Origin of the sequence: Desulfonatronum lacustre DSM 10312 (genome assembly GCF_000519265.1) — a bacterium.
In the GTDB taxonomy this organism is placed as follows: domain Bacteria; phylum Desulfobacterota; class Desulfovibrionia; order Desulfovibrionales; family Desulfonatronaceae; genus Desulfonatronum; species Desulfonatronum lacustre.
Window position 1 is genome coordinate 2,322,892 of sequence record NZ_KI912608.1, and the last position, 22,673, is coordinate 2,345,564.

Genomic DNA, 22,673 nt, shown 5'->3' on the forward strand with positions numbered 1-22,673 from the left:
CCGCTCTTGCTCCGGCAATCGGTATCGGGGTCGGCGCTTCGCTATCGGAGTCGGAATCGAAACATGAAGAATTTAGAACGCATCCCAGCGTTTTCGATCCCGATTCCGATCCCGATTCCGATTCCGACCCCGGCAGCAGAATTACTCTCTGTGCTGAGTAGTTACACATTTTTTTACTTTCTCGGCATAAAATATCGTCCTTTCAGAACTCAAGCCAATTCTATGCCCAAACCCGGTGGTTAAAACCACCGGCTCTACGATTTCTCCCTTCCAGGGAGGATAAAACAAAATGCCACACGACCCTCCATGAAAAACAGACGGAGTGACCACCTCCCAGTACGGCTGGGGACCAACCGCATCTACATTCTGCCCACCAAAACCGGAACGACCTTTTTCATCCTGCTGGTCGTCCTGCTGCTGATCTCCATCAACTACAACAATCCGCCGGGCTATCTCCTGACTTTCCTGCTGACCGGCATCGCCCTGGTCGGTATTTTTCACACCCATCGCGGTCTCTCCGGGCTGCTGATCAGCCACGGTGCGGCATCGCCGGTTTTTGCGGGCGGCCGAGCGGAATTTCCGGTCGCGGTCACCAACCCGAGCCGGTGGCCGCGTCACGGGATTCAGGTCGGTTGGGCCCGGGTCGATACCGGACCACTCAAAGACGTCCCCGCCGCCGAAGAGCAGATATTTCTTCCGTCCTTGCCCGCGGCCACCCGAGGAGCATTGCGGCCAAAGCGGATCGTTGTCGCCACGGTTTTCCCCCTGGGCCTGTTCCGGGCCTGGTCCTGGGTCGCCCTGCCATTGCGCTGCGTGGTGTACCCGGCCCCGGATCCGAGGGCTTCCGTCTTTGATCAACAAAGCGCTTCCCTGGACCAAGGCGAGGACCGTCCACGGGCGGGAAACACCCTGGAAGGCGAGGAATACCATGGCTTGCGTGCATATCAGATGGGCGACCCCTTGCGTCGGATCGCCTGGAAGGCCGTAGCCAGGGGCACGGAGCTGGTATCCAAGGAGTTCGCCGACGACGCCCGCCAGGAGGATATCGTGCTGGACTGGAACGCCCTGCCCGGCGAGGAGACCGAGGCCAAGCTGTCCCTACTCTGCCGTCTGGTGCTGGACGCGGAGGCCGCCGGGCAGGGCTACAGTCTGCGGATTCCCGGCCAACGCATCCCCGTGGGCAACGGACCGCGCCAGATGCACGCCTGCCTGACGGCCCTGGCGCTGTTCGCCATGCCTGATTCAGAGCCAGTCGACGAGGTCCGGCGATGATGATCCGTGCCTCGCGAACCCTCCTGCGTGATCCCCTCGGCTCCTGGGTTTGGATTCTCGGGCCGGCCTTCCTGGCCGCGTTGCCGCATTTCGCCAGATATCCGGCGTGGATCGGATTGACCTGCGTCGGCTTATGGAGCCTGTGGCTCTCCACCTTGCAACGCCCAGGATTGACGCCGTCCAGAATGATCCGGTTCGCCTTGACTCTGGGCTGCGTCGGCGGCGTCTACTTCAGCTTCGGCTACTTGCTGGGGCCGGAACCCGGTACGGCCCTGCTCCTGCTCCTGCTGGCCCTGAAGCCCTTTGAGGCCAAGGGACGCCGGGATCAGATCCAGATTCTGTTCATGACGTACCTGCTGGTGCTGCTCCAGTTTCTGCACAGCCAAAGCCTGCTGGTGGCGGGATACATGATTTTGGTCGTGCTGATCGCCACGGCGGCCCTGGTTGGCGTCGCCCACCCGGCCAGCCAGACCGATCCGCGATTTCGGCTGCGCCAGGCAAGCGTCCTGCTGCTCCAGGCCCTGCCGGTAATGCTGATCCTGTTCGTGCTCTTTCCCCGCCTGCCCGGCTCACTTTGGGGCCTGTTCCAGACCCCGCGAACCGGGCTGACCGGGCTCAGCGACACCATGAGCCCGGGAGACATCAGCGAACTGCTGCAATCCTCGGAAGTGGTCTTCCGGGTCACCTTTGACGATCAACCGCCGGCGGTCGGCCGGATGTATTGGCGAGCCCTGGTGCTCTGGGAAACGGACGGGCGGACGTGGCGGGTCGGCGAATCCGACCGAGAATCCGGCCGGGAGTCCGGACAGTGGCAGGTCCGGCCCCTGGGCGAGCCCGTGGAATACGTCCTGACCATGGAAGCCCATGGCCAGCGGTGGCTTCCGGTCCTGGAAATGCCGCTGCAAGGCAACCAGGGAAGGCAACGTGGAACATCGTCGGACGCCTTGCCCGAGACGCCCCCCGAGACGCCCCCTGGCACGATGCCTGCCACGGACCCGGACACGTCACTCCCAGCGACTCCGGCGTCCCTTCCAGCCCCTCAGGGGCTCACGGTTCAAGAACTCGAACCGGCTCCGGATTATCGGCTGGTGATATCCGAAGAGCTGCGTCGCCGCGCCCGGTTTCAGCTCCAGGCGGCCCTGGAATTCGAGACGGACGCCCCGACGTCGGGAGAGCATCTTCGTGCCCTGGAGCTTCCGCCCTCCGGCAACGAGAGGGCCAGGGAACTCGCACGAAGTTGGGCCACGACGACCATGGACGAGCGGACCGTGGTGGACCAAGCCTTGGATTTCTTCCGCGACGAGACCTTTGACTACACCCTGCGTCCGCCCTTGCTGCGCGAGGAGGCCGTGGACGACTTTCTGTTCCGGACCCGGAGCGGGTATTGCGAGCACTATGCATCGGCCTTCACCTTCCTGATGCGCGCCGCCGGCATTCCGGCCCGGGTGGTCGTCGGCTATCAGGGCGGGGACCGCAATCCCTTGGGAGACTACTTCGTGATCCGGCAGTATCACGCCCACGCCTGGAGCGAAGTCTGGTTGGAGGAAACCGGCTGGACCCGTGTGGATCCGACCACGGTGCTCGCACCGGAACGGATCGATGTGGGTGCCGGGGCCCTGGTGCCGAATATCGACATGCCCAGAGTGCTTTCCAGCCGGGAAATGGGGTGGGTGATCAGCGCCTGGCGCGGCCTGACCCAGGGCTGGGACGCGGCCAATACGGTTTGGAATCAATGGGTCCTGGATTTCGGCTTCGAGCGGCAGCGCCGTTTTCTGGAGCGTTTCGGCCTGGCCGGAACAACCCGTCTGGAACGCCTCGGCCACCTGGCCCTGGCCCTGAGCCTGAGCTTTGTCGCCGCGGCCCTGGTCTACGGTTTGATCCTGCTCCGCTCACGCCCGCCCGAGGACGTCCTGGACACAACCTACGCCAGGTTCTGCCGCCGTCTGGCCAAAATCGGCATCCCCCGCTTTCCTCAGGAAGGGCCAAGAGATTACGCCCTTCGAGCCGCCGGGCTGCGCCCGGACCTGGCCGAATCAATCATGGCCGTCAGCGAGGGCTACATCCGATTGCGCTACGGGGCGTCCCCGTCGTTTGCCTCGGACACGGCCTCTCTCAAGGCCCAACAGGACGAATTGATCCGGATGGTTCGCGCATTTCGCCCCAAGCCGAACTGACCAGAACCGCGAGAGATGAGGTCGGAATATGCGCCCTGCCGTGCTACCTGACGGCACTGGATCAGGCGATCCGGATCAATCCGACCTGACGGCCGGTTGTCTTGTCGCGGCGGTAGGAGAAGAAGGTTTCAGGCAGGCCGGCGGTGCAGAGGTCCAGGCCGAAGACGTGGGCCGGGCGGAGGCCGGCGGCCAGGAGTTGATCCCGGGTCAGCCGCCAGAGGTCCACGGTTTTGGCTTCGGAGTCGAAGTAGTCGAGGAATGCGTCGCCCCATTCCAATTCAAAGTTGACGAACTCACTGGCGCCGGGTCCCAGACTGGGGCCGCGCACGGCCAGAACGTCTTCGGGACGAAGGTTGTAGGCCCGGCAAAACGCGGCTACGCCTTTTTGGGGGAAGCCCTGGCGGTTGCCGCGCCAACCGCAGTGCAGGGCCGCCACGTGCCGTCCGCCCCGATGGGCCAGGAGGATGGGCTGGCAGTCCGCGATTTTCACGATCAGGGCCAGACCGGGGCGGGAGGTGGCCGAGCCGTCGGCCTCCAGGGTGGGGCGCGGGGAGACGGCGTCATCACCCGTTCCCGCATCCGTTCCCGCACTTGGCGGGCCTGGTTCGATGATCATTTCCACGCCGTGGACCTGCCTGGTCTCGAACCAGTGGCCGAAGTCCAGCCTACGTTGCAGAATCTGACGGTTGGCCAGGACCCTGGCGTCCTCGTCCCCCACTTCAAGGGAGAAATTGGCCTCGGCGTAGGGCCCTTGGCTCACGCCGCCCAGCCGGGTGGTGAAGGCCGCCTGGATGTTCGGCAGGCCGGGAAAGGAAAAGGGGATGATGGTCATCGCGGGGGGCGGATGGTTTCCCGCTCCGTGCAGACCACGCGCACGGGCTGGTCGTGGGCTTCCCGGGGCAGGTGGTCCAGCAGGGTGTCGTGGAAGGTCGGGCCGATGGTCAGGATGTGTGGATCGAGCCGGGAAAGCAGGCGGTCATAGTAGCCGCCGCCGAAGCCCAGCCGGTATCCGTCGCGGTCAAAGGCCAGGGCCGGGACCAGCACGGCGTCCGCGTCGTGCGGAGCGCACTGGGTGCAAACCCGGCGGTCCGGCTCAAGGATGTCGTAGCGGCCGGGCAGCAGTTCGTCTTTGGACCGAAATTCCAGGAAATCCATATCCCCGAAGCGTTCCGGGCAACAGCAAGGGGCCAGGGTGCGGACACCCCGGCCCCAAAGTTCCTGGATCAGCGGCCACGTGTCCACTTCGCCCGGCAGGGGCAGATAGACCAGGACGGTCCGCGCCCCGCCGAGTATCCGGGCCCACTCGGGCAGGCCGCGAACCCGGTGGAGAATCAGCTCGTGGACCGCCGGGGCCGCGGCCGACGCCTCGCGCCGGGCCCGCAACCCGCGGCGCAACGCGGCCTTGTCCATTAGTAGCGATAGTATTCCGGTTTGTAGGGGCCGTCCTGGGATACACCCAGGTAGTCGGCCTGGGCCGTGGTCAGGGTGGTCAGGCCCACGCCCAGCTTGCCCAGGTGCAGCCGGGCCACCTTTTCGTCCAGCAGCTTGGGCAGGACGTAGACCTTGTTCTCGTATTTGTCGGGGTTGGTCCACAGTTCGATCTGGGCGATGACCTGGTTGGTGAAGGAGGCGGACATCACGAAGGAAGGGTGGCCCGTGGCGCAGCCCAGGTTGACCAGCCGGCCTTCGGCCAGGAGGATAATCCGCTTGCCGTCCGGGAAGACAATGTGGTCCACCTGGGGCTTGATGTTGATCCAGTTCAATTCGCGGATTCCGGCCACATCGATTTCCAGGTCGAAGTGACCGATGTTGCAGACAATGGCCTGGTCCTTCATCACGTCCATGTGCGCCCGGGTGACCACGTCCCGGCAGCCCGTGGCCGTGACGAAGATGTCGGCCAGAGGCGCGGCCTCTTCCATGGTCAGCACCTGGTAGCCTTCCATGGCCGCCTGCAGGGCGATGATCGGGTCGACCTCCGTGATCAGTACCCGGGCCCCCAGGCCGCGCATGGCCTGGGCGCAGCCCTTGCCCACGTCCCCGTATCCGGCCACCACCACGACCTTGCCGGCCACCATCACGTCCGTGGCCCGCTTGATCCCGTCGGCCAAGGACTCCCGGCAACCGTAGAGGTTGTCGAACTTGCTCTTGGTCACGGAGTCGTTGACGTTGAAGGCCGGGCACATCAACGTGCCGGCTTTTTCCATCTGGTAGAGGCGGTGCACGCCGGTGGTGGTTTCCTCGGACAGGCCGCGCACGCCTTTCATCAGTTCCGGGCGTTTCTCATGCAGCACCTGGGTCAGGTCGCCGCCGTCGTCCAGGAGCATGTTCGGGGTCCAGCCGTCCGGGCCCTGGATGGTCTGATCCACGCACCACCAGTATTCCTCCTCGGTCTCGCCCTTCCAGGCAAAGACCGGAATCCCGGCGGCGGCGATGGCCGCGGCGGCATGGTCCTGGGTGGAGAAGATGTTGCAGGAACTCCACCGGACCTCGGCGCCCAGGTGGATCAGGGTTTCGATGAGCACCGCGGTCTGGATGGTCATGTGCAGGCAGCCGGCAATGCGTGCGCCCGTCAGGGGCTTGGACGGACCGAACTCTTCGCGCAGGGCCATCAGCCCGGGCATCTCGGTTTCCGCGATCTCGATCTCCTGGCGGCCCCATTGGGCCAGGGACATGTCGCGAACCTTGCAGTCCGTGGTAGTATCAGGAATTCTGGTCATTGGTCGTACTCCTTTGCGCTTGACGAAAAAATGAAGATGAAACAAGGGGCGGGCCCCATCGGGACCGTTTGAGCCTGGCCTGGCTTGATCGAGCTTGGACCGGATCGGGCGGGACGGTCGTGTTTGAAAAAAACGAGAAAAACCTATATCCCCCCACGGGTCAAGCGCGGGCAAGCAAAAAGGGGTCAACCCGTGTCCGGATTGACCCCTTGAATTGCATGGGGTGGATGACGCGACTTGAACGCGCGGCCGCCTGGGCCACAACCAGGTGCTCTACCTACTGAGCTACACCCACCGTGTAAGAGACAACTTTTAAGCGAAACATCGTCTTCTCGTCAAGGGGATGCGTCGTCACACCCAGGGCCATTTTGTTCTCTGCAAAATCTCTATAATTTCAGAGCGGTAGATTGCAGCATGTTCAAAGGGAACCCCCAGGGTGGGCCAGCAATCATCGGAATCGAAATCGCTATCGAAATCGGAAAGTTACCAGAAATCGATTTCGATCACGATTTCGATTTCGATACCGATTCAGTGCGCCCGTAGTGCGAGAACAAATCTGTCCTGTCGTCACACCCCATACCTTAACCATAAAGAATACTCCGGAGGATATTTTGGATAAACTGATCATCGAAGGGAACGTCCCCCTGCATGGGCGAATACGGATCAGTGGGTCGAAAAACGCGGCCCTGCCCATTTTACTGGCCTGCATCCTGGCCGAGGGCCCGATCCGCCTGCGCAACGTTCCCAAGCTCAAGGACATCGCCACGACCCTCCAACTGCTGCGCCTTCTGGGCTGCGAGGCAGAGCAGAACGGCGAGACCGTGGTCACCTGCGTGGGGGAGAATCTGATTCCCGAGGCTCCGTACGAATTGGTACGGACCATGCGTGCCTCGGTGCTCTGCCTGGGGCCGCTGCTGGCCCGGCTGGGCAAGGCCGTGGTAGCCCTGCCCGGCGGCTGCGCCATCGGCTCCCGACCAGTGGACCTGCACCTGCGCGGCCTGGAGCGAATGGGCGCCACCTTCGACCTGGAGGCCGGAAACATCATCGGCCGCTGCGACCGGCTCAAGGGAGCGCACATTCATTTCGATTTCCCCACGGTGGGGGGTACGGAAAACCTGCTCATGGCCGCCAGCCTGGCCGAAGGCGAAACCATCCTGGAAAACGCGGCCCGGGAGCCCGAGGTGACCAATCTGGCCGATTTCCTGAACGCCTGCGGCGCGAAGATCCAGGGCCAAGGCACCAGCATCATCCGCGTCCAGGGGGTGGAACGGCTTACCGGTGCCGAATTCAGCGTCATGCCGGACCGGATCGAAGCCGGAACCTTCCTGGTGGCTGCGGTGATCACGGACGGAGAACTCTATCTGGAGAACTGCTCCATGGCCGACCTGGACGCCGTGGTCTACAAGCTGCGGGAAATGGGGGTCTGGCTCCAGGAAGGCAAGACCGGCGTCCTGGCCAAGCGCGGGGCCGATCTGGTGGGAGTGGACGTGATGACCCAGCCTTTTCCCGGCTTTCCCACGGACATGCAGGCCCAGATTATGACCCTAATGGGCTTGGCCGAGGGTTCGGGCACGATCAAGGAAACCATCTTCGAGAACCGTTTCATGCACGTTCAGGAATTGGTCCGGATGGGTGCGCGGATCAAGGTCTCCGGCCAGAACGCCCTGGTCCGGGGCGTGGACCACTACATCGGGGCCCCGGTCATGGCCTCGGACCTGCGGGCCAGCGCCTCCCTGGTCCTGGCCGGTCTCGCGGCCAAGGGCACCACGGAAGTCCGCCGGATCTATCACCTGGACCGAGGCTACGAGGATCTGGAAGCCAAACTGTCCCAGGTAGGGGCACGAATTCGTCGCGTGGCCCAGTAAGCTTATCCCGCGCCCACGTTCGCAACGTCTTGACGTCGTGTTCCTCGGGCGTTAGGAAATCAGGTTCCGCTCCCGTAGCTCAGGTGGATAGAGCGATCGCCTCCTAAGCGATAGGCCGCAGGTTCGAATCCTACCGGGAGCACCATATTTTTCTTAAAAGCCACCGTCGTCACGACGGTGGCTTTTTTGCGGCGACTGCATCCCGGCCACAACGCACGGCTAGACATCTTGACCGTCCAAACGGTTTGCAAGTACCGATTCGGATCGACGCGCAAGCGGTTGGGGATGAAGCATCCTTTCGCCGCCTGTCTCCAGACTCCATTCAAACCCATAAGGAGAGGCCATGACCGCTTCCCCCATTTTCTCCGAAATTCCAAACTTTTATCGCATCATTCCGCTGAAGCAACTCCGGAAAACCCCAGGAGTTTCCTTTGACAACGTGCCCATGGAATTCCTGCCCCGGATCGACGCCATCGACCGGGTGCTGCACGCTCGGAGCGCGGTTTCTCCCGGTCCGGTGGGAGAGGTGGCCCGGCCCTGGTACATGCATCTTTCTCAGGACGACAACCTGATCGTTTTGTACGGGACCCGGCATGTGGACATATACATCCAGGATCATGGGATGCGCAGCTTCACCGTAACGCCGACCCAAATTCTGCAGGACGGCGCGGTGCTGTTCAACGGACCGGCCATGCTGGTCTGGCCGCGTTTCGTGTTCCATCGGATCACCAGCGGCCCGGAAGGGTCGGCCTCGTTGAATTTCGCGGTGCATTACGAAGGGCTGGACATGCGCACCAACTTCAACATCTACGATCTGGACACCGAGACCGGCGAACACCGCGTGATCCGCGAAGGCTTTCGCGATCAGAACAGTTGATCCGAAAAGAGCGCGTTTCATGACCGGAGACTCCGCTTCTTCCCCTCCGCGCACCCCACGCGCCCCATGCAATTTAGACGACCTGCGTTCCGCCGGACTGGGTCTGGTCTTGGGCGGAGGAGCAGCCCGAGGGTTCGCCCATATCGGATTTCTTCAGGAGCTGAGCCGGGCTGGGTTGCGTCCGGCTTGTCTCGCCGGTTCGAGCATCGGCGCGTTCATCGGCGCGGCCTACGCCGGCGGGGATTGGCCGCGCTTCGTGGACCGGGCCCTGACGTTGCAACGGCTGGACCTGCTGCGCATGATCGATCCCGTTTTGGCGAAGTGCGGGCTGATGGACGGGGACAAGGTTCTGGAATTTCTGGCCGGTTTCCTGCGCGTCAAGAACCTGGAGGAGTGCGATCCGCCACTGGCCGTCAACGCCACGGACGCGACAACCGGCGAGGAAGTGGTCATCTCCTCCGGCCCGATCATCCCGGCCGTGCGGGCCAGCATCGCCCTGCCGGGCATGTTCACTCCGGGCAGGGTCGGAGACCGGCTCCTGCTGGACGGAGGGCTGATCAACCCTTTGCCGGTCAACATCTGCCGCGGGATGGGGGCCGAGGTGGTGGTGGCCGTGGACCTCAACGCCCATGTCCTCGAAACCGGAGGGTGCTCGGCCGATCTCGCCGCCGCGGGCCGCAAGCCCAGCCTGTTTTCCGTGCTGATTCACAGCATCTACATCATGCAGCGGACCGTAAACCTGATGCGCCTGGAAAAAGAGCCGCCCGACTTCCTGATTCAGCCGGAACTCCGCGACTTCCGGTTGCTGGATTTTTTCAAGGGCCCGGCCTGTTCGAACGCCGGAGCCCGGGCGGCCCGCGCCTTTCTTCACGATTTGGAATGTCCTGTTCAGATCGGATGACCCCCGAGAACAAAGCGGACCAACCACGCGCCACACCGACATATGCCTGAATACAATCCGTCCATTCGTATCCTGCCCCCGGAACTGCAAAACCAGATCGCCGCCGGCGAAGTGGTGGAGCGTCCGGCCAGCGTGCTTAAGGAGCTTCTGGAAAACAGCCTGGATGCCGGCGCGACACGGATTCAGGTCGTGGTGGATCGCGGCGGTCAGGGATTGATCCAAGTCCAGGACGACGGGTTCGGCATCGCGCCGGACCAGTTGGAACTGGCCGTGACCCGGCACGCCACCAGCAAAATCCTGAGCAGCGAAGACCTGTTCTCCCTGCACAGCTTTGGATTTCGGGGCGAGGCCCTGCCCAGCATCGCTTCGGTCTCTCGCCTGCGTCTGACCTCCCTGGCCAGGGGGGACGAAACAGCCACATTCATCGACGTGGACGCCGGGCGCATCGTCGGCAACGGTCCGGCCGCCCTGCCCGAAGGTACCCGGGTGGAGGTCCGAGACCTGTTCGTCAACGTCCCGGCCAGACTGAAATTCCTCAAGACCACCACCACCGAGGGCAAGCGCTGTCAGGACATCTTTTGCCGGTTGGCCCTGGCCCATCTCGGGGTGCATTTCGACTATACGGTAGGTGGGCGGGCGGCGTTGAATTTGCCTCCCACGGGCGATCTTCGGCAGCGCCTGGCCGCGATTTGGCCGCCCGCGGTCACGGACAGCCTATTGGAAGTGGACCTGGTTCGCGACGGTCAGCGTCTGCGCGGAATGGTCGGTGCGCCGGGCACGGCCCAGGGCCAAGCGGACCGGATGCTGCTGTACGTCAACCAGCGTCCGGTGCAGGACAAGCTCCTGCTGCGCGCGGTCCGGGACGCCTACCAGGGGCGGCTGCTGTCACGGGAGTATCCCCAAACGGCCCTGTTCCTGGAGATTCCACCGGAAGAGGTGGACGTCAACGTCCACCCGGCCAAGTCCGAGGTCCGGTTCCGCGACCAGCAGGGAATTTTTTCCCTGGTCCGGGCCGCCGTGTCCCAGGCTCTGGAACGCTCCGAACCCAAAACCTTCTCCTTGGGCCCCGCCTCCACCGAGCCGCCTGAAGGAGGGAATTCCGCTGGCCGCCTCGCTGATGGTCTCGCGAGAGTCCAACACGACCCTTTCTCTCCAGGAAGACCACCCACCCAGGAAACCACCTATCCGGACGATCCGCGCCCGGGTAATCGTCCCAAGTTTTCCACCCTCCGCGAATACCAGCGACTTTTTCCCGCGGACTCCCGGCCTTCCTCAGTCCCGGTCGCGTCAGTGGAAACAGCGGGTGGCAACGGAGAAACGGCTGGTCCGTTTTTTCAGCCCGCCACCCCTGATCCGATCTCCAAAACACCAGACTCGACCGAATCCGCCCCGGGGGATGTTCACTATCTGGGGCAGGTGCTGAACACCTATCTGGTTCTGGCCACGGCCGAAGGCCTGCTGCTGGTGGACCAGCACGCGGCCCATGAGCGGGTTCTATTTCAGCGCTTGCGTCATTCCGCCCGTCCTGTGCCCCGTGACCTGCTGGTCTCCCTGGAACTGTCCCTGCACCCGGCTCAGCAGGAATCTTTGGAACAGCTCTGGACGACCTTGCCGGAAATCGGGTTTCGCTTGGAGAATCCCCGGCCCGGCCTGCTGCTTGTTCGCGGTCTGCCCGAACATATGGCCACCGGCGCGGCCAAGGAATTCCTCCTGGATCTGCTCAACGACCAGCCCGTTGACCTTGATTTAGGCCGCGACCAGGGCCAAGGACAAGAAGCGAATCTGAAGACGGAAGCGGCCCTCTCCCTTTCCCAAAAGCTGGAGCCGATCTGGCACCTGATGGCCTGCAAGAGCGCCATCACCGCCGGCCAAAAGCTGGATCGCTCAGAAGCGTTGCACCTCTTGGACGCCTGGCTGACTTGCCCGGACCGCTCTTTTTGCCCACATGGACGCCCCATTACGGTCCGTCTGGGGGCCAATGAACTGGAGAAGCTGTTCAAGCGCAAGGGGTAATACCATTTCAAATTCAAAGCTTCTCTTTCGGTCTCGGTATCGGCATCGGAATCGGGGTCGAATTCGGATTGTTGGCGAACAAACAGTATCGATCTCGATCCCGACACCGACCCCGATAACTGTATTTTTTCAAGCGAATAACGCATTGCCGAAGTAGAATCGGTATATGACAATGGACCTCAAGTCATTGACCCGAATTTCCCCCTGGGTGTGGGAGCTGCCGCGAAGCGGGCCGATGCGCGTTCCGGCCCGGATCGTCGGTGACCGCGCCCTGGTCGCGGACATGGACGAGACCGTGGCCCGGCAATTGGCCAACGTGGCCGCCCTGCCCGGCATTGTCGAGGCGGCCCTGGCCATGCCGGACGCCCACAGCGGGTTCGGGTTTCCCATCGGCGGCGTGGCGGCCTTTGACCCGGACCAGGACGGGGTGATCTGCATGGGGGGAGTGGGCTACGACATTGCCTGCGGGGTCCGGGTTCTGCATACGGGCATGCACCGGGATGGGATCCAGCCGCACCTGGAGGCATTGCTGCATGCGTTGCAGCTTCTGGTCCCCGCCGGAGTGGGCCAGGGAGGCGACATGTCCCTCACGGCCCGTGAGCTGGACCGGGTGTTGACCCAGGGAGCCCGGTGGGCGGTGAGCCGGGGATACGGAGAACAAGGGGAGCTGGAGCGGCTGGAAGACGGAGGGACCATGCCCGGCGCGGACCCGGATCAGGTCTCCGTCGCTGCCCGCCAACGCGAAAAACGTCAGCTCGGCACCCTGGGCGCGGGGAATCACTACCTGGAAATCCAGGTCGTGGAGGAGGTCTTGGAACCGAACGCGGCTCAGGTCCTCGGCGTGGCCCCGGGCGATGTGCTGCTCTCCGTGCACTGCGGCTCCCGGGGGCTGGGGCACCAGATCGGCACGGATTTTGTCCGTGTCCTGGGCCAGGCGGCCCGCAAGTACGGCATCCCCGTGCCGGAGAAAGAGCTGGTTTCCGCCCCGATCCGTTCCCCGGAAGGCGAACGCTATTTCTCGGCCATGGCCTGCGGCGCCAACTACGCCATGGCCAACCGCCAGATGATCGTCCACCTGATCCGGGACGCCTTTGCCCGGGTTCTTCCCCAGGCCGTCTTGCGCACGCTGCTCGAGATCAACCACAACACCTGCCGCAAGGAACGCCACCCGGTCCAGGCAGCCACGAAAAGCTTGTTCGTGCACCGCAAGGGCGCCACCCGAGCCTTTGGCCCCGGCGATTCCCAAGTCCCGCCACCGTTTCAGACCATCGGCCAACCCGTGCTGGTGGGCGGAAGCATGGGCACGGCATCCTATATTCTGGTCGGTCGGGAAACCAGCCGGACCACCTTTGCCTCCACCTGCCACGGGGCGGGCCGGGCCCTGAGCCGGTCTCAGGCCCTGAAGCTGGCCAAAGGCCGGGACGTTCTGGACTCCCTGGCCTCCCAGGGCATCCTGATCCGGACCAACCACCTCAAGGGCCTGGCCGAAGAATCCCCCGCGGCCTACAAAGACATCCATCAGGTGGTCGAAGCCACGGCCCAGGCCGGCCTGACCGCCAAAGTCGCCCGCCTTGCTCCCCTGGCCTGCCTCAAGGGCTGAGGAATCCGTTTCGGTACAAGCTTTTTTTGTCACCGCTGATTGACAGTTCAAGGAAGTATGGCGTAAAGATACTTTCTTTGACGGGATGTAGCGCAGACTGGGAGCGCACCTGAATGGGGTTCAGGGGGTCGGAGGTTCAAATCCTCTCATCCCGACCAGAAATTTCAAAGGGTTACGGTGCAAACCGTAACCCTTTTTTGCGTTAAATTCCTGCCACTTTTAGAGCTGGCTTACCAAATAGTACCCTGGTGGATGAGTTGACCTCTCTTTTCTTGCTCCTTAACACTTGTTTTTTGAAGGGACTGTCAAAGGACTTTTTCAACACTCAAATAAGGAGCACTCCGTGCATGAAGTAAGCCTCGGCCAAAGTATTCAAGACTATCTCACCGGAGAAGAATTGGAACTGACCACCTACGAAGACCTGCGCCAGGGATTGGCCCGGCTACTGGTGGAGGAAAAAGGCTACCCCAAGGCCAATCTGTCCCCCAGAGTTCCCATCCAGTTCCTGGTGGACGGCAACCCCTTTTCCCGCAATGTGGACATCCTCGTTCGCAACGAGCACGGCGATCCGGCCCTCGCTCTGCTCTTCTGCTCCGGCACCCCCGAGACCTACACGCGGGAAGCGGTGTACGCCGCCAGGCTGCTGCCCGAAGCTCCCGCCCCCCTGGTCATCGTCACGGACAGCAAGGACGCCAGACTCCTGAGCGCCGCCAGCGGCAAGGTCCTGGCCAGCGGCTTCACCGCCATTCCCTCCTGGGAGGAACTGCAAGACCTCCTCGCCCAGCACCCGGCCCCTCAACTGGACCCGACCCGCCTGGCCCGGGAACAGCGAGTCTTCTACATGTACAGCGGATTCCTGGAAGGGTGTTGCGGTCAGTCATGCCCTGCCTGAGACGTCTTTGCGCCAGAGATCAAGGCCGGAGCAAGAGGCTGAAGACCAATTCACGTCGAATCCAACCAGAGCATGTCCCTTGGATGGGTTACGGGGCGATCATGTCTTGTTTTGACCGACGAACGGATTGTGAACGAGTACTCCTTCAATGGATTGCCCGGCATTGAGATCTTCGCTGATGACGATATCGGCTCCGGACTTGGAAGCGGAAACGATGATCATGGCATCCCAGAACGAGAGGCTGTTTCTTTCTTGAACCTCGGATGCGCGGAGCACGTCCTGGACTTCCGGTGTCATGACTTCCCAAGCGCAGTAGTTTTCAATGAGGCCGCGAGCAATGGAAGGCGTCAAGGGCTGCGGGATTTTCCTGGTGATGTTGACATAGAACTCCTGCAAGACCTGGATACTGAGTACACCCTGTCCGGTATCCCAAAGTTCCGCTACAAGCGAGGCGGCCACGGCATGACGCCGCCCCGCGTCCAGGTCGTGGGCGTAGATCAGGATGTTGGTGTCCAGGAACCGCTTACCGGGCATGGAGATCTTCCCTTGAAGCAGGACGTCCGCCAAAATGGTAGCCTTGGCGCAGGGAGGCCAGCGCCCTGTTTTTGCACTGTTCGTATTGCTTTTCCTGCTCCACGATTTCCCTGAGTTGGCTGCTGAGCATCCCGCTGATGGACATGGATTTCCGGGCGGCAAGGACTCTCAATTCAGACAACAGATCTTTTTCCAGGGCCAGCGTAATATTCTGTTTCATCAGCAACCCCCATTTTTCACGTAAATTCGTGCCACACGCATAACACGTGAAACAATGAGAAGACAAGGCACGTCCTGACACTCATTAAAAATAAGACCGGGGGCGGACTGATCGCTGATCATCCGCCCCATTTGGAGCGCGGGCTTTTTGGAAAGGCGGAAAAAGGCGACGGGCCTGAAGAAACGGAAGGAAAGGGACGGCCGATCAGTGCTTGACGGCCATGGGATTTTCCTGGAGCACCAGGGATTTTTCGCCGTCTCGGAGCAGACTGATCATTCTGGCCAGGGAATTGTCATGAAGTTCGTGGATGTACTCCTGGTCCACCCGAATCTTGCGGCGGACGTTGAGCAGAGAGAGGAAGACGAGGCTTTTGTAGATTTTTCGGTTGGTTTTGAACGAAAAGATATAGCTGTCCAGGGAGCTTTCCAGAAAACGGTCGTTGCGCCGCTGCACGGCCCGGCTGAAGCTCACGGACTGCAACCAGTAGGCACGGTGAATCATGGCGTCGGCCTGCATCTCCAGCCAAGCATGGGACTGATCCTGCTGCTCTTCCACCAGAATCCCGTGGGCCACGGTATCGGCGGCCAAGTGACAGAGGTAGCCGTAGGCAAAGGCCTTTTCCGAGTCGTTCTGGGCCTGATCCAGAAACCGCTTCCCCGTAGTCCAGCTGTGCGGGCTCTTGTCCTCGGGCAGATAGCTCTTGCCCAAAATCATGTCCGCCATCAGATTTCCGTATAAAAAGTCTTGACGATATTTCGTCATGAGCCCAAATATTGCGCTTGGGATGATCGAGGCGTAGGCGAAGAGTTCGCTAGCCACGTAGATGTGGGTCAGTGGGCCCCAGGCCCAGGCCGTGGAAGGAACGACGAGCAGTCCGATAAGGACGAGCAGACATTTGATGAGCATGAAGATTCGGTTTCCTCTGAAGTTGAATCCGGGTTCTCTAGCCGAACCCGCCCGAGACCGCAAGACGCGATATTTTTTGCGCCCACTTTTTCTCGTGCAGCGCATCAAGTATACTCGTTTCATGCAAAGTCCAGGGTGTCGCCTGAACCATTTTAAGTCAAAAACTTGACAGAAAACATTTTCTTCCTATCTTGGGCATTCATTTCCACATCTTGCCACTTTGATTCTTGCGCAAGGAGAATAATCGACCATGAGTGTTTCTTTCAAAGACTATTACCAACTTCTGGGCGTTTCCAAGACCGCGTCCCAGGACGAGCTTTCCAAGGCCTTCAAAAAAATGGCCCGGAAATATCATCCGGACCTGAATCCGGACAACGCCGATGCGGAGAAAAAATTCAAGGAACTCAACGAAGCCTATGAAGTGCTCAAGGATCCGGAGAAGAGAAAATTGTACGATTCCCTGGGCCCAAACTGGCAGCACGGCCAGAATTTCCAGCCGCCGCCGGGCTTCGATTCCAGCCGCTTCCGTTCGTACTCGTCAGGCGGTCCCTCTGGAGGTCCGCAATTCGAGGGCGGTTTCGGCGGGTTCAGCGACTTTTTCGAGACCATCTTCGGGGGCCAGTTTCGCGGAGAACAAAGCTATCAGGGCGACCCCTTCGGTTCCGGCGGGTTCGGCCCCCGGCAGACCAAAGGTCGGGACGTGGAGGTCGGCATGGAGCTGCCCCTGGAGGACGCTTTTTCCGGCGGCGCCAGAGCCATTTCCTTTCAGGAGCAGGTGATCGGTCCGGACGGGATGCCGCGCATGGAAACCAAGTCCTTGCAGGTGAACATCCCGGCCGGAATCAAGAACGGTTCCCGGATTCGGCTGGCCGGGCAAGGTTCGCCGGGAATGCGCGGCGGTCCCAATGGGGATCTGTATCTGAAGATCAAGATCGCCCCGCACCCCAAGTTCAAGCTGGAAGGCAACTCCATTGTCTACGACCTGCTCCTGGCGCCCTGGGAAGCAGCCCTGGGCAGCAAGGCCCGGGTTCCAACCCTGGCCGGGGCCGTGGAAATGAACATCCCCGCCGGGACCGGCAGCGGAAAAAAACTGCGCCTGCGCGGCAAGGGCCTGGGCAAGGGCGACCAGCAAGGCGACCAACTGATCCGCGTGATGATCACGGTCCCTGAAAAACCCAGCGACCAGGAGCGCGAATTGTGGGAGCAACTGGCCCGGACGTCCACGTTTCAGCCCCGACATGACGACTGATCAGTTCACAGGGAGCAAAAATCCATGGCACTAAGCATCAAAATACTGAACGAGGAACTGCCCGCGACATCGGAACTGGTGATTTGGTCCCGGTTCATTGAGTTGACCGGAATCCACCCGACCAGACTGGGCGAGCTGGTGGAACTGGGCTGGCTCTGCCCCAACAGGACCCAGGAGGACTGCTACCTGTTCCACCCCCGGGACGTGTACAAGGTCAGCAAGCTGGAGCGAATCTGCACCGACTTCGAACTTCCGGCCCTGGCCGGGACGATCATTATCGACCTGCTGGAACGCATTGAGGACCTGGAACTGCAGGTCCGGGATCTACGCCGCTTGCTGTAGCCCCCATGCCCCCATCAATCCCATAACTCCCATACGTTCCATTCCACCTCCAAGGAGGACCCGCATATGGACATGAACAAATTCACCCAAAAATCCCAGGAAGCCCTGGCCGAAGCCCAAGCCGCGGCCATCCGTTTCGGACATCAGCAAATCGACGTGGAGCATCTGCTCCTGGCCCTGGTCAACCAGGAAAACGGCTTGGCGCCTCGCCTGTTGGATCGGGCCGGGGTCAAGCCGCAAAATTACGTGCAGGCCCTGGAAAGTGAGATCGGCAAGCTGCCCAAGATCAGCGGTCCCGGAGCCCAGCCCGGCCAGGTGGTGGTGACCCCGCGTCTGAACGGCGTCCTGCTCAAGTCCCAGGATCAGGCCAAGAAGATGCAGGACGAATACGTCAGCGTGGAGCACGTCCTGCTGGCCATCCTGGAGGAGCCCTCCTCCACGGCCGCCGGGCGGGTGAACAAGCAGTTCAGCCTGACCCCGGACCGCATCCTGGCCGTGCTCACCGAAGTCCGCGGCAACCAGCGGGTCACCTCGGCCAATCCGGAAGACACCTACGAGGCCCTGCAGAAATACGGTCGCGACCTGGTGGAGGAGGCCCGCAAGGGCAAGCTGGACCCGGTCATCGGTCGGGACCAGGAAATCCGCCGCTGCATCCGGGTCCTGTCCCGGCGGACCAAGAACAACCCCGTTCTGGTGGGCGAGGCCGGGGTGGGCAAGACGGCCATCGTTGAGGGCCTGGCCCAGCGTATCCTGAAGCAGGACGTGCCCGAGGGCCTCAAGGACAAGACCGTCTTCTCCCTGGACATGGGCGCGCTCATAGCAGGGGCCAAGTACCGGGGCGAGTTCGAGGAACGGCTCAAGGCCGTGCTCAAGGAAGTCCAGCAGTCCGAGGGCCGGATTCTGCTGTTCATCGACGAAATCCACACCATTGTCGGCGCGGGCAAGGCCGAGGGGGCCATGGACGCCGGCAACCTGCTCAAGCCCATGCTGGCCCGGGGCGAACTGCACTGCATCGGGGCCACCACCCTGGACGAATACCGCAAGCACATCGAGAAGGACCCGGCCCTGGAGCGCCGCTTCCAGCCCGTGCTGGTGGAAGAGCCCAGCGTGGAAGACACCATCTCCATCCTGCGCGGCCTGCGGGAGCGCTTCGAGGTCCACCACGGGGTGCGGATCAACGACAGCGCCATTGTCGAAGCCGCGGTGCTCTCTCACCGCTACATCACGGACCGCCAGCTCCCGGACAAGGCCATTGATCTGATCGACGAGGCCGGGGCCATGCTGCGCACGGAAATCGACTCCCTGCCCTCGGAGCTGGACGAGATCAACCGCAAGGTCCTGCAACTGGAGATCGAGCGCGAAGCCCTGAAGCGGGAGACGGACGAAAGCTCAAGGGACCGTCTGGAAAAGCTGGAAAAGGAACTGGCCGATCTCAAGGAATCTCAGGGTACTCTGCTGGCCCAGTGGGAAAAGGAAAAGCAGACCATCGACGAGCTGCGCAACGTCAAGGAAACGATTGAAAAGGTCCGCCTGGAAATCGAGGAGGCCGAACGGGCCTATGATCTGAACCGGGTGGCTGAATTACGCTACGGCAAACTGGCCCAACTGGAAAAGATGCTCGCCGATCAGGACGACAAGATGACCGCGGATTCCGGCGGGGCGCGAATGGTCAAGGAAGAAGTCGGCCCCGACGACGTGGCCGAGATCGTCTCCCGCTGGACCGGGATTCCGGTTTCGCGGCTCCTGGAAGGGGAGCGGGAAAAGCTGCTCCGCCTGGGCGATACCCTGCACGAGCGGGTGGTGGGCCAGGACGAAGCGGTCACGGCCGTGGCCGACGCCGTGCTCCGGGCCCGGGCCGGGCTGAAGGACCCCAACCGGCCCATCGGCTCGTTCATCTTCCTCGGCCCCACCGGCGTGGGCAAGACCGAGCTGTGCAAGACCCTGGCCCAGGCCCTGTTCGACACCGAGGAGAACATGGTCCGCCTGGACATGTCCGAGTACATGGAAAAGCACACCGTGGCCCGACTGATCGGCGCGCCCCCCGGATACATCGGCTACGACGAGGGCGGCCAGCTCACCGAGGCCGTGCGCCGCAAGCCCTACAGCGTGGTCCTCTTCGACGAGGTGGAAAAGGCCCACCAGGATGTGTTCAACGCCCTGCTGCAGATCCTGGACGACGGACGGCTGACCGACAGCCAGGGTCGGACCGTGGACTTCAAGAACACGATCATCATCATGACCTCCAACCTGGGCTCCCAGTACCTGCTGGAAGGCATCACCCCCGAGGGCGAGCTGCGGCCCGGCACACGGGAGCAGGTCATGGGCACCCTGCGCTCCCATTTCCGGCCCGAGTTCCTGAACCGGGTGGACGAGGTGGTCCTGTTCAAGCCGCTGCTCCTGGAACAGATCAAGCAGATCATCGACCTGCTGCTCCAGGGGCTGCGCGGACGGTTGGCGGACCGCAAGATCGAGCTGGAGATGGCCGACCAGGCCCGGGAATTCATCGCCCGGGAGGCCTACGACCCGATCTACGGGGCCCGCCCCTTGCGGCGCTATCTCCAGGCCCGGCTGGAAACCCCGCTGGCCAAGGCGATCATCTCCGGCAAGATTCTGGACGGCCAGAAGATTCGCATCGACGTGGGCGACGACGGGTTGGTGTTGAACAATGGGTGAGGTGACGGGAAGAATTCAGAATTCAGGAGTCAGGAGTCAGGAGTCGGAAGGGGGGAGCCGGAAGGAGTGCGCAGCGCGGGAGTTTGAAGAGGGGCCGCGCTCGGTTCTGTGTCTGGACATCGGCAGCGGGACCCAGGATGTGTTGCTGCACATCCCCGGCGAGCAGCCGGAGAACTGCCCCAAGTTCGTGCTGCCCTCCCCGGCCCGGGTTGTGGCCGGTCGGATCGCGGCCCTGACCGCGGCCCGCCGGGCCGTCTGGCTCTACGGGGACAACATGGGCGGCGGCTTCTTCCGGACCGCCAAGGCCCATCTGGAGCAGGGTCTGCCCCTGGCCGCCCATCCGGAAGCGGCTTTTTCCCTGGGGGACAATCCGGATCGGGTCCGGGCCCTGGGCGTCGACCTGACCGAAACCTGCCCGCCCGGCCACGTCCCGTTGCACTTGGCCGACTTTGATCCAGGCTTCTGGCGGACTTTCCTGGCCGCCGCCGGGCTGGACTACCCGGACCTGATTTTAGCTGCGGCCCAGGATCACGGCTACCACCCGGATTCCAGCAATCGCGTCGGCCGGTTCCAACTCTGGCACGACTTCCTGCTCCAGGCCCACGGCCGGCCCGAGGCCCTGGTTTTCGCCGACCCGCCCGTGCAGCTGACCCGTCTGCGCACCCTGAAAGCCCGCATTGGCGCCGGACTGGTGGCGGACACCGGCGCCGCCGCGGTGCTGGGCGCGCTCTTCGAGCCCGAGGTCCGAGAGCGTCAGCAAACTGAAGGCGTGTGCGTGATCAACGTGGGCAACAGCCATGTCCTGGGCTTTCTGCTTTTCCAGGATCAAATCCTCGGCGTCTACGAGCAGCACTCCAACCGGAGCCGGGATGACGTCCTGGCCGACCTGGACCTGTTCCGCCACGGCCTGCTGACCCACCAACAGGTCATGGACCAGTTCGGCCACGGTTGCCTGACCCTGGACCTGCCGCCGGAAGCCGGAGCCTTCGCCCCCACCTACGTCCTCGGCCCCCGCCGCGCCCTGCTCCGGGACACCGGAGCCGTGTTCCTCGCCCCGGGCGGGGACATGATGCTGGCCGGGTGTTTCGGGTTGCTGCAAGGCTGGGAGTTCACGCGCCAGGGCCGCTGATCAGGACAGAATCATCACCTTGCCCTGACTGGGTTCCAACACCCGCCCTACTCCATTGCCGCCGTTGAGCACCGCGGCGTCGTTCAGGCGCACGGCCGGACTGCCCTCGATCATCACCTTGGCGCTGCCCGTGCTGAACGAAGCCGGCCCCTTGACCTCCCCGGAAATCACTCCCCCGGCGACCCCTTGTTCATTCCCCGCGCTCGGCCCGCAGGACGAGTTCCGGTGCAGGGCCGGCATCCCGGCGACCAACAGCTTTTGGGCCTTGGGCTTTCCCTGGGCCGGGGACACGGTGTTGGCATAGACTTCCGGGGTGGTCCCGGCTGTAGAAGGCGTCCCACAAACATCCAAATCCCCGCCGATCCGACCGGCGTTGGTGGTTACGGCAAACATCAGCGCTCCGTGGTTATGAATTCCAGTGCAACAATGCAAAACTGACGCATCCTTCCGATTCGGTGCTCGGCCACGTTCAGCACGGGCGATGTCAAGGTGATGATTTTGCCCTGAACCGCGCAAGGTGATGAAAAAGGTGAGCCGACTACAATGCCAACTCCAGCCCCACCGGACAATGATCCGACCCCAGGACCTCAGGTTCGATCCAAGCGCGGCGGACGTTGGGCTTGAGTTCCTCGGAGACGAAGAAGTAGTCGATACGCCATCCGGCGTTGCGGCTTCGGGCGCCGAAACGGTAGGTCCACCATGTGTATTGGTCCGGCTGGTCGTTGAACATCCGAAAGGTGTCCACGTATCCGGCGGCGATGAAGGAATCGATCCAGGCCCGCTCGATGGGCAGAAAGCCGGAAGTCTCGGCATTGGCCTTGGGGTTTTTCAGGTCGATTTCCCGATGTGCGGTGTTGAAGTCCCCACAGACCACGATGGGTTTGGAGCGACGCAACTCCTGGACATGGTCCAGAAAGGCTTCGTAAAAGCCCAGCTTGTAGTCCAGCCGCTCCCGGCTCATCTGGCCGTTGGGGAAGTAGATGTTGAAATAATGAAACTCCGGAAAATCCAGCCGAAGCACCCGCCCTTCTCCGTGAAAGCGCTCATCGGGCAGTTCCTCGGCCACGGCCAGGGGCTCCCTTTTGCTGAAGCAGGCCACCCCGGAATAGCCTTTCCTGGTCCGACTGGGATTCCAATAGTCCAGATAACCGGAAACCCGCCGGTCCTCATCGGCGAGTTGATCCGGCGTGGCCTTGATCTCCTGCAGGCCCACCACGTCGGCGTCGGCCCGGCGGAACCATTCCCAATAGCCTTTGTTCAGCACGGCCCGAAAGCCGTTTACGTTCCATGAGTACAGTTTCATGGTCCC

General features: G+C 62.4%; 20 protein-coding genes and 3 tRNA genes. 14 read left to right on the forward strand and 9 right to left on the reverse strand.

Annotated elements, in window-relative coordinates; translation table 11 throughout:
- Nucleotides 1–306: 306 nt before the first annotated feature.
- Complete coding sequence (locus DESLA_RS20090; RefSeq protein WP_051434607.1) at nt 307–1,272, forward strand: DUF58 domain-containing protein; 966 nt, start codon at nt 307–309, stop codon at nt 1,270–1,272.
- Complete coding sequence (locus tag DESLA_RS21790) at nt 1,269–3,446, forward strand: transglutaminase TgpA family protein (protein ID WP_051434608.1); 2,178 nt, start codon at nt 1,269–1,271, stop codon at nt 3,444–3,446. The genes DESLA_RS20090 and DESLA_RS21790 overlap by 4 nt, the downstream gene beginning before the upstream one ends.
- Nucleotides 3,447–3,507: 61 nt before the next feature.
- On the opposite strand, the gene DESLA_RS0111015 is transcribed toward DESLA_RS21790, so the two are convergent.
- From DESLA_RS0111015 to DESLA_RS0111030, 4 genes are all read right to left on the reverse strand, one after another.
- Entirely contained in the window at nt 3,508–4,278 is a 771-nt protein-coding gene (locus DESLA_RS0111015; RefSeq protein WP_028572481.1) for a purine nucleoside phosphorylase YfiH/LACC1 family protein, read from the reverse strand.
- Nucleotides 4,275–4,856 carry a 5-formyltetrahydrofolate cyclo-ligase gene (locus DESLA_RS0111020; protein WP_035261727.1) on the reverse strand — a complete coding sequence of 194 codons (582 nt, stop codon included), beginning with the start codon at nt 4,854–4,856 and terminating at the stop codon, nt 4,275–4,277. Before DESLA_RS0111020 ends, DESLA_RS0111015 begins: the two co-directional genes overlap by 4 nt.
- On the reverse strand, nt 4,856–6,163 hold the full coding sequence (gene ahcY / locus DESLA_RS0111025; RefSeq protein WP_028572483.1) for an adenosylhomocysteinase: 1,308 nt from the start codon (nt 6,161–6,163) through the stop codon (nt 4,856–4,858). The genes DESLA_RS0111020 and ahcY overlap by 1 nt, the downstream gene beginning before the upstream one ends.
- A gap of 219 nt (nt 6,164–6,382) precedes the next feature.
- Nucleotides 6,383–6,458 (reverse strand) — tRNA-His (locus DESLA_RS0111030).
- Nucleotides 6,459–6,774: 316 nt separating this feature from the next.
- Here DESLA_RS0111030 and murA point away from each other — a divergent pair.
- From murA to DESLA_RS0111070, 8 genes are all read left to right on the forward strand, one after another.
- Nucleotides 6,775–8,028, forward strand: a complete 1,254-nt coding sequence (gene murA, locus DESLA_RS0111035; protein WP_028572484.1) for a UDP-N-acetylglucosamine 1-carboxyvinyltransferase — start codon at nt 6,775–6,777, stop codon at nt 8,026–8,028.
- A gap of 68 nt (nt 8,029–8,096) precedes the next feature.
- Nucleotides 8,097–8,173: transfer RNA gene (locus DESLA_RS0111040), tRNA-Arg, on the forward strand.
- A 198-nt stretch (nt 8,174–8,371) separates the two neighbouring features.
- Nucleotides 8,372–8,905, forward strand: a complete 534-nt coding sequence (locus DESLA_RS0111045; protein ID WP_028572485.1) for a hypothetical protein — start codon at nt 8,372–8,374, stop codon at nt 8,903–8,905.
- Nucleotides 8,906–8,924: 19 nt separating this feature from the next.
- Nucleotides 8,925–9,806, forward strand: coding sequence for a patatin-like phospholipase family protein (locus tag DESLA_RS20100; protein WP_051434609.1), 882 nt, complete (start codon nt 8,925–8,927; stop codon nt 9,804–9,806).
- Nucleotides 9,807–9,848: 42 nt separating this feature from the next.
- A complete protein-coding gene (gene mutL / locus DESLA_RS0111055; RefSeq protein ID WP_028572486.1) occupies nt 9,849–11,819 on the forward strand; it encodes a DNA mismatch repair endonuclease MutL in 1,971 nt (656 codons plus the stop codon).
- 187 nt (nt 11,820–12,006) lie between these two features.
- The gene (locus DESLA_RS0111060) at nt 12,007–13,419 is read left to right on the forward strand and encodes an RtcB family protein (protein ID WP_337833222.1); all 1,413 of its coding nucleotides are present in this window, start codon (nt 12,007–12,009) and stop codon (nt 13,417–13,419) included.
- 81 nt (nt 13,420–13,500) lie between these two features.
- Nucleotides 13,501–13,577 (forward strand) — tRNA-Pro (locus DESLA_RS0111065).
- Between the two features lie 185 nt (nt 13,578–13,762).
- A complete protein-coding gene (locus DESLA_RS0111070; RefSeq protein ID WP_028572488.1) occupies nt 13,763–14,311 on the forward strand; it encodes a type I restriction enzyme HsdR N-terminal domain-containing protein in 549 nt (182 codons plus the stop codon).
- Between the two features lie 99 nt (nt 14,312–14,410).
- Here DESLA_RS0111070 and DESLA_RS0111075 read toward each other — a convergent pair whose 3' ends face one another.
- From DESLA_RS0111075 to DESLA_RS0111085, 3 genes are all read right to left on the reverse strand, one after another.
- Nucleotides 14,411–14,845 (reverse strand): PIN domain-containing protein, encoded by a 435-nt coding sequence (locus tag DESLA_RS0111075; RefSeq protein WP_028572489.1) that lies wholly within the window; start codon nt 14,843–14,845, stop codon nt 14,411–14,413.
- Nucleotides 14,835–15,065, reverse strand: a complete 231-nt coding sequence (locus DESLA_RS0111080) for a hypothetical protein (protein ID WP_028572490.1) — start codon at nt 15,063–15,065, stop codon at nt 14,835–14,837. Before DESLA_RS0111080 ends, DESLA_RS0111075 begins: the two co-directional genes overlap by 11 nt.
- Before the next feature lie 204 nt (nt 15,066–15,269).
- A complete protein-coding gene (locus DESLA_RS0111085) occupies nt 15,270–15,971 on the reverse strand; it encodes a zinc dependent phospholipase C family protein (protein WP_028572491.1) in 702 nt (233 codons plus the stop codon).
- A 250-nt stretch (nt 15,972–16,221) separates the two neighbouring features.
- On the opposite strand from DESLA_RS0111085, the gene DESLA_RS0111090 reads away from it, so the two are divergent.
- The 4 genes from DESLA_RS0111090 (at nt 16,222) to DESLA_RS0111105 (ending at nt 21,364) form a co-directional block, all read left to right on the forward strand.
- Nucleotides 16,222–17,220, forward strand: a complete 999-nt coding sequence (locus DESLA_RS0111090) for a DnaJ C-terminal domain-containing protein (protein ID WP_028572492.1) — start codon at nt 16,222–16,224, stop codon at nt 17,218–17,220.
- A 24-nt stretch (nt 17,221–17,244) separates the two neighbouring features.
- Nucleotides 17,245–17,562, forward strand: coding sequence for a chaperone modulator CbpM (locus DESLA_RS0111095; protein WP_028572493.1), 318 nt, complete (start codon nt 17,245–17,247; stop codon nt 17,560–17,562).
- A gap of 66 nt (nt 17,563–17,628) precedes the next feature.
- Nucleotides 17,629–20,235 (forward strand): ATP-dependent chaperone ClpB, encoded by a 2,607-nt coding sequence (gene clpB / locus DESLA_RS0111100; protein ID WP_028572494.1) that lies wholly within the window; start codon nt 17,629–17,631, stop codon nt 20,233–20,235.
- Nucleotides 20,228–21,364, forward strand: a complete 1,137-nt coding sequence (locus DESLA_RS0111105) for a DUF1786 domain-containing protein (RefSeq protein ID WP_084032025.1) — start codon at nt 20,228–20,230, stop codon at nt 21,362–21,364. The genes clpB and DESLA_RS0111105 overlap by 8 nt, the downstream gene beginning before the upstream one ends.
- Here DESLA_RS0111105 and DESLA_RS0111110 read toward each other — a convergent pair whose 3' ends face one another.
- The gene (locus DESLA_RS0111110; RefSeq protein ID WP_028572496.1) at nt 21,365–21,757 is read right to left on the reverse strand and encodes a PAAR-like domain-containing protein; all 393 of its coding nucleotides are present in this window, start codon (nt 21,755–21,757) and stop codon (nt 21,365–21,367) included.
- A 145-nt stretch (nt 21,758–21,902) separates the two neighbouring features.
- Nucleotides 21,903–22,667 (reverse strand): exodeoxyribonuclease III, encoded by a 765-nt coding sequence (gene xth, locus DESLA_RS0111115; protein WP_028572497.1) that lies wholly within the window; start codon nt 22,665–22,667, stop codon nt 21,903–21,905.
- Nucleotides 22,668–22,673 lie beyond the last annotated feature (6 nt).

Coding starts and splice junctions, on each gene's coding strand:
- DESLA_RS20090 (WP_051434607.1), top strand. CDS start 307: ATGAAAAACAGACGGAGTGACCACCTCCCAGTACGGCTGGGGACCAAC.
- DESLA_RS21790 (WP_051434608.1), top strand. CDS start 1,269: ATGATGATCCGTGCCTCGCGAACCCTCCTGCGTGATCCCCTCGGCTCC.
- DESLA_RS0111015 (WP_028572481.1), bottom strand. CDS start 4,278: ATGACCATCATCCCCTTTTCCTTTCCCGGCCTGCCGAACATCCAGGCG.
- DESLA_RS0111020 (WP_035261727.1), bottom strand. CDS start 4,856: ATGGACAAGGCCGCGTTGCGCCGCGGGTTGCGGGCCCGGCGCGAGGCG.
- ahcY (WP_028572483.1), bottom strand. CDS start 6,163: ATGACCAGAATTCCTGATACTACCACGGACTGCAAGGTTCGCGACATG.
- DESLA_RS0111045 (WP_028572485.1), top strand. CDS start 8,372: ATGACCGCTTCCCCCATTTTCTCCGAAATTCCAAACTTTTATCGCATC.
- DESLA_RS20100 (WP_051434609.1), top strand. CDS start 8,925: ATGACCGGAGACTCCGCTTCTTCCCCTCCGCGCACCCCACGCGCCCCA.
- mutL (WP_028572486.1), top strand. CDS start 9,849: ATGCCTGAATACAATCCGTCCATTCGTATCCTGCCCCCGGAACTGCAA.
- DESLA_RS0111075 (WP_028572489.1), bottom strand. CDS start 14,845: ATGCCCGGTAAGCGGTTCCTGGACACCAACATCCTGATCTACGCCCAC.
- DESLA_RS0111080 (WP_028572490.1), bottom strand. CDS start 15,065: ATGAAACAGAATATTACGCTGGCCCTGGAAAAAGATCTGTTGTCTGAA.
- DESLA_RS0111085 (WP_028572491.1), bottom strand. CDS start 15,971: ATGCTCATCAAATGTCTGCTCGTCCTTATCGGACTGCTCGTCGTTCCT.
- DESLA_RS0111090 (WP_028572492.1), top strand. CDS start 16,222: ATGAGTGTTTCTTTCAAAGACTATTACCAACTTCTGGGCGTTTCCAAG.
- DESLA_RS0111095 (WP_028572493.1), top strand. CDS start 17,245: ATGGCACTAAGCATCAAAATACTGAACGAGGAACTGCCCGCGACATCG.
- clpB (WP_028572494.1), top strand. CDS start 17,629: ATGGACATGAACAAATTCACCCAAAAATCCCAGGAAGCCCTGGCCGAA.
- DESLA_RS0111105 (WP_084032025.1), top strand. CDS start 20,228: ATGGGTGAGGTGACGGGAAGAATTCAGAATTCAGGAGTCAGGAGTCAG.
- DESLA_RS0111110 (WP_028572496.1), bottom strand. CDS start 21,757: ATGTTTGCCGTAACCACCAACGCCGGTCGGATCGGCGGGGATTTGGAT.
- xth (WP_028572497.1), bottom strand. CDS start 22,667: ATGAAACTGTACTCATGGAACGTAAACGGCTTTCGGGCCGTGCTGAAC.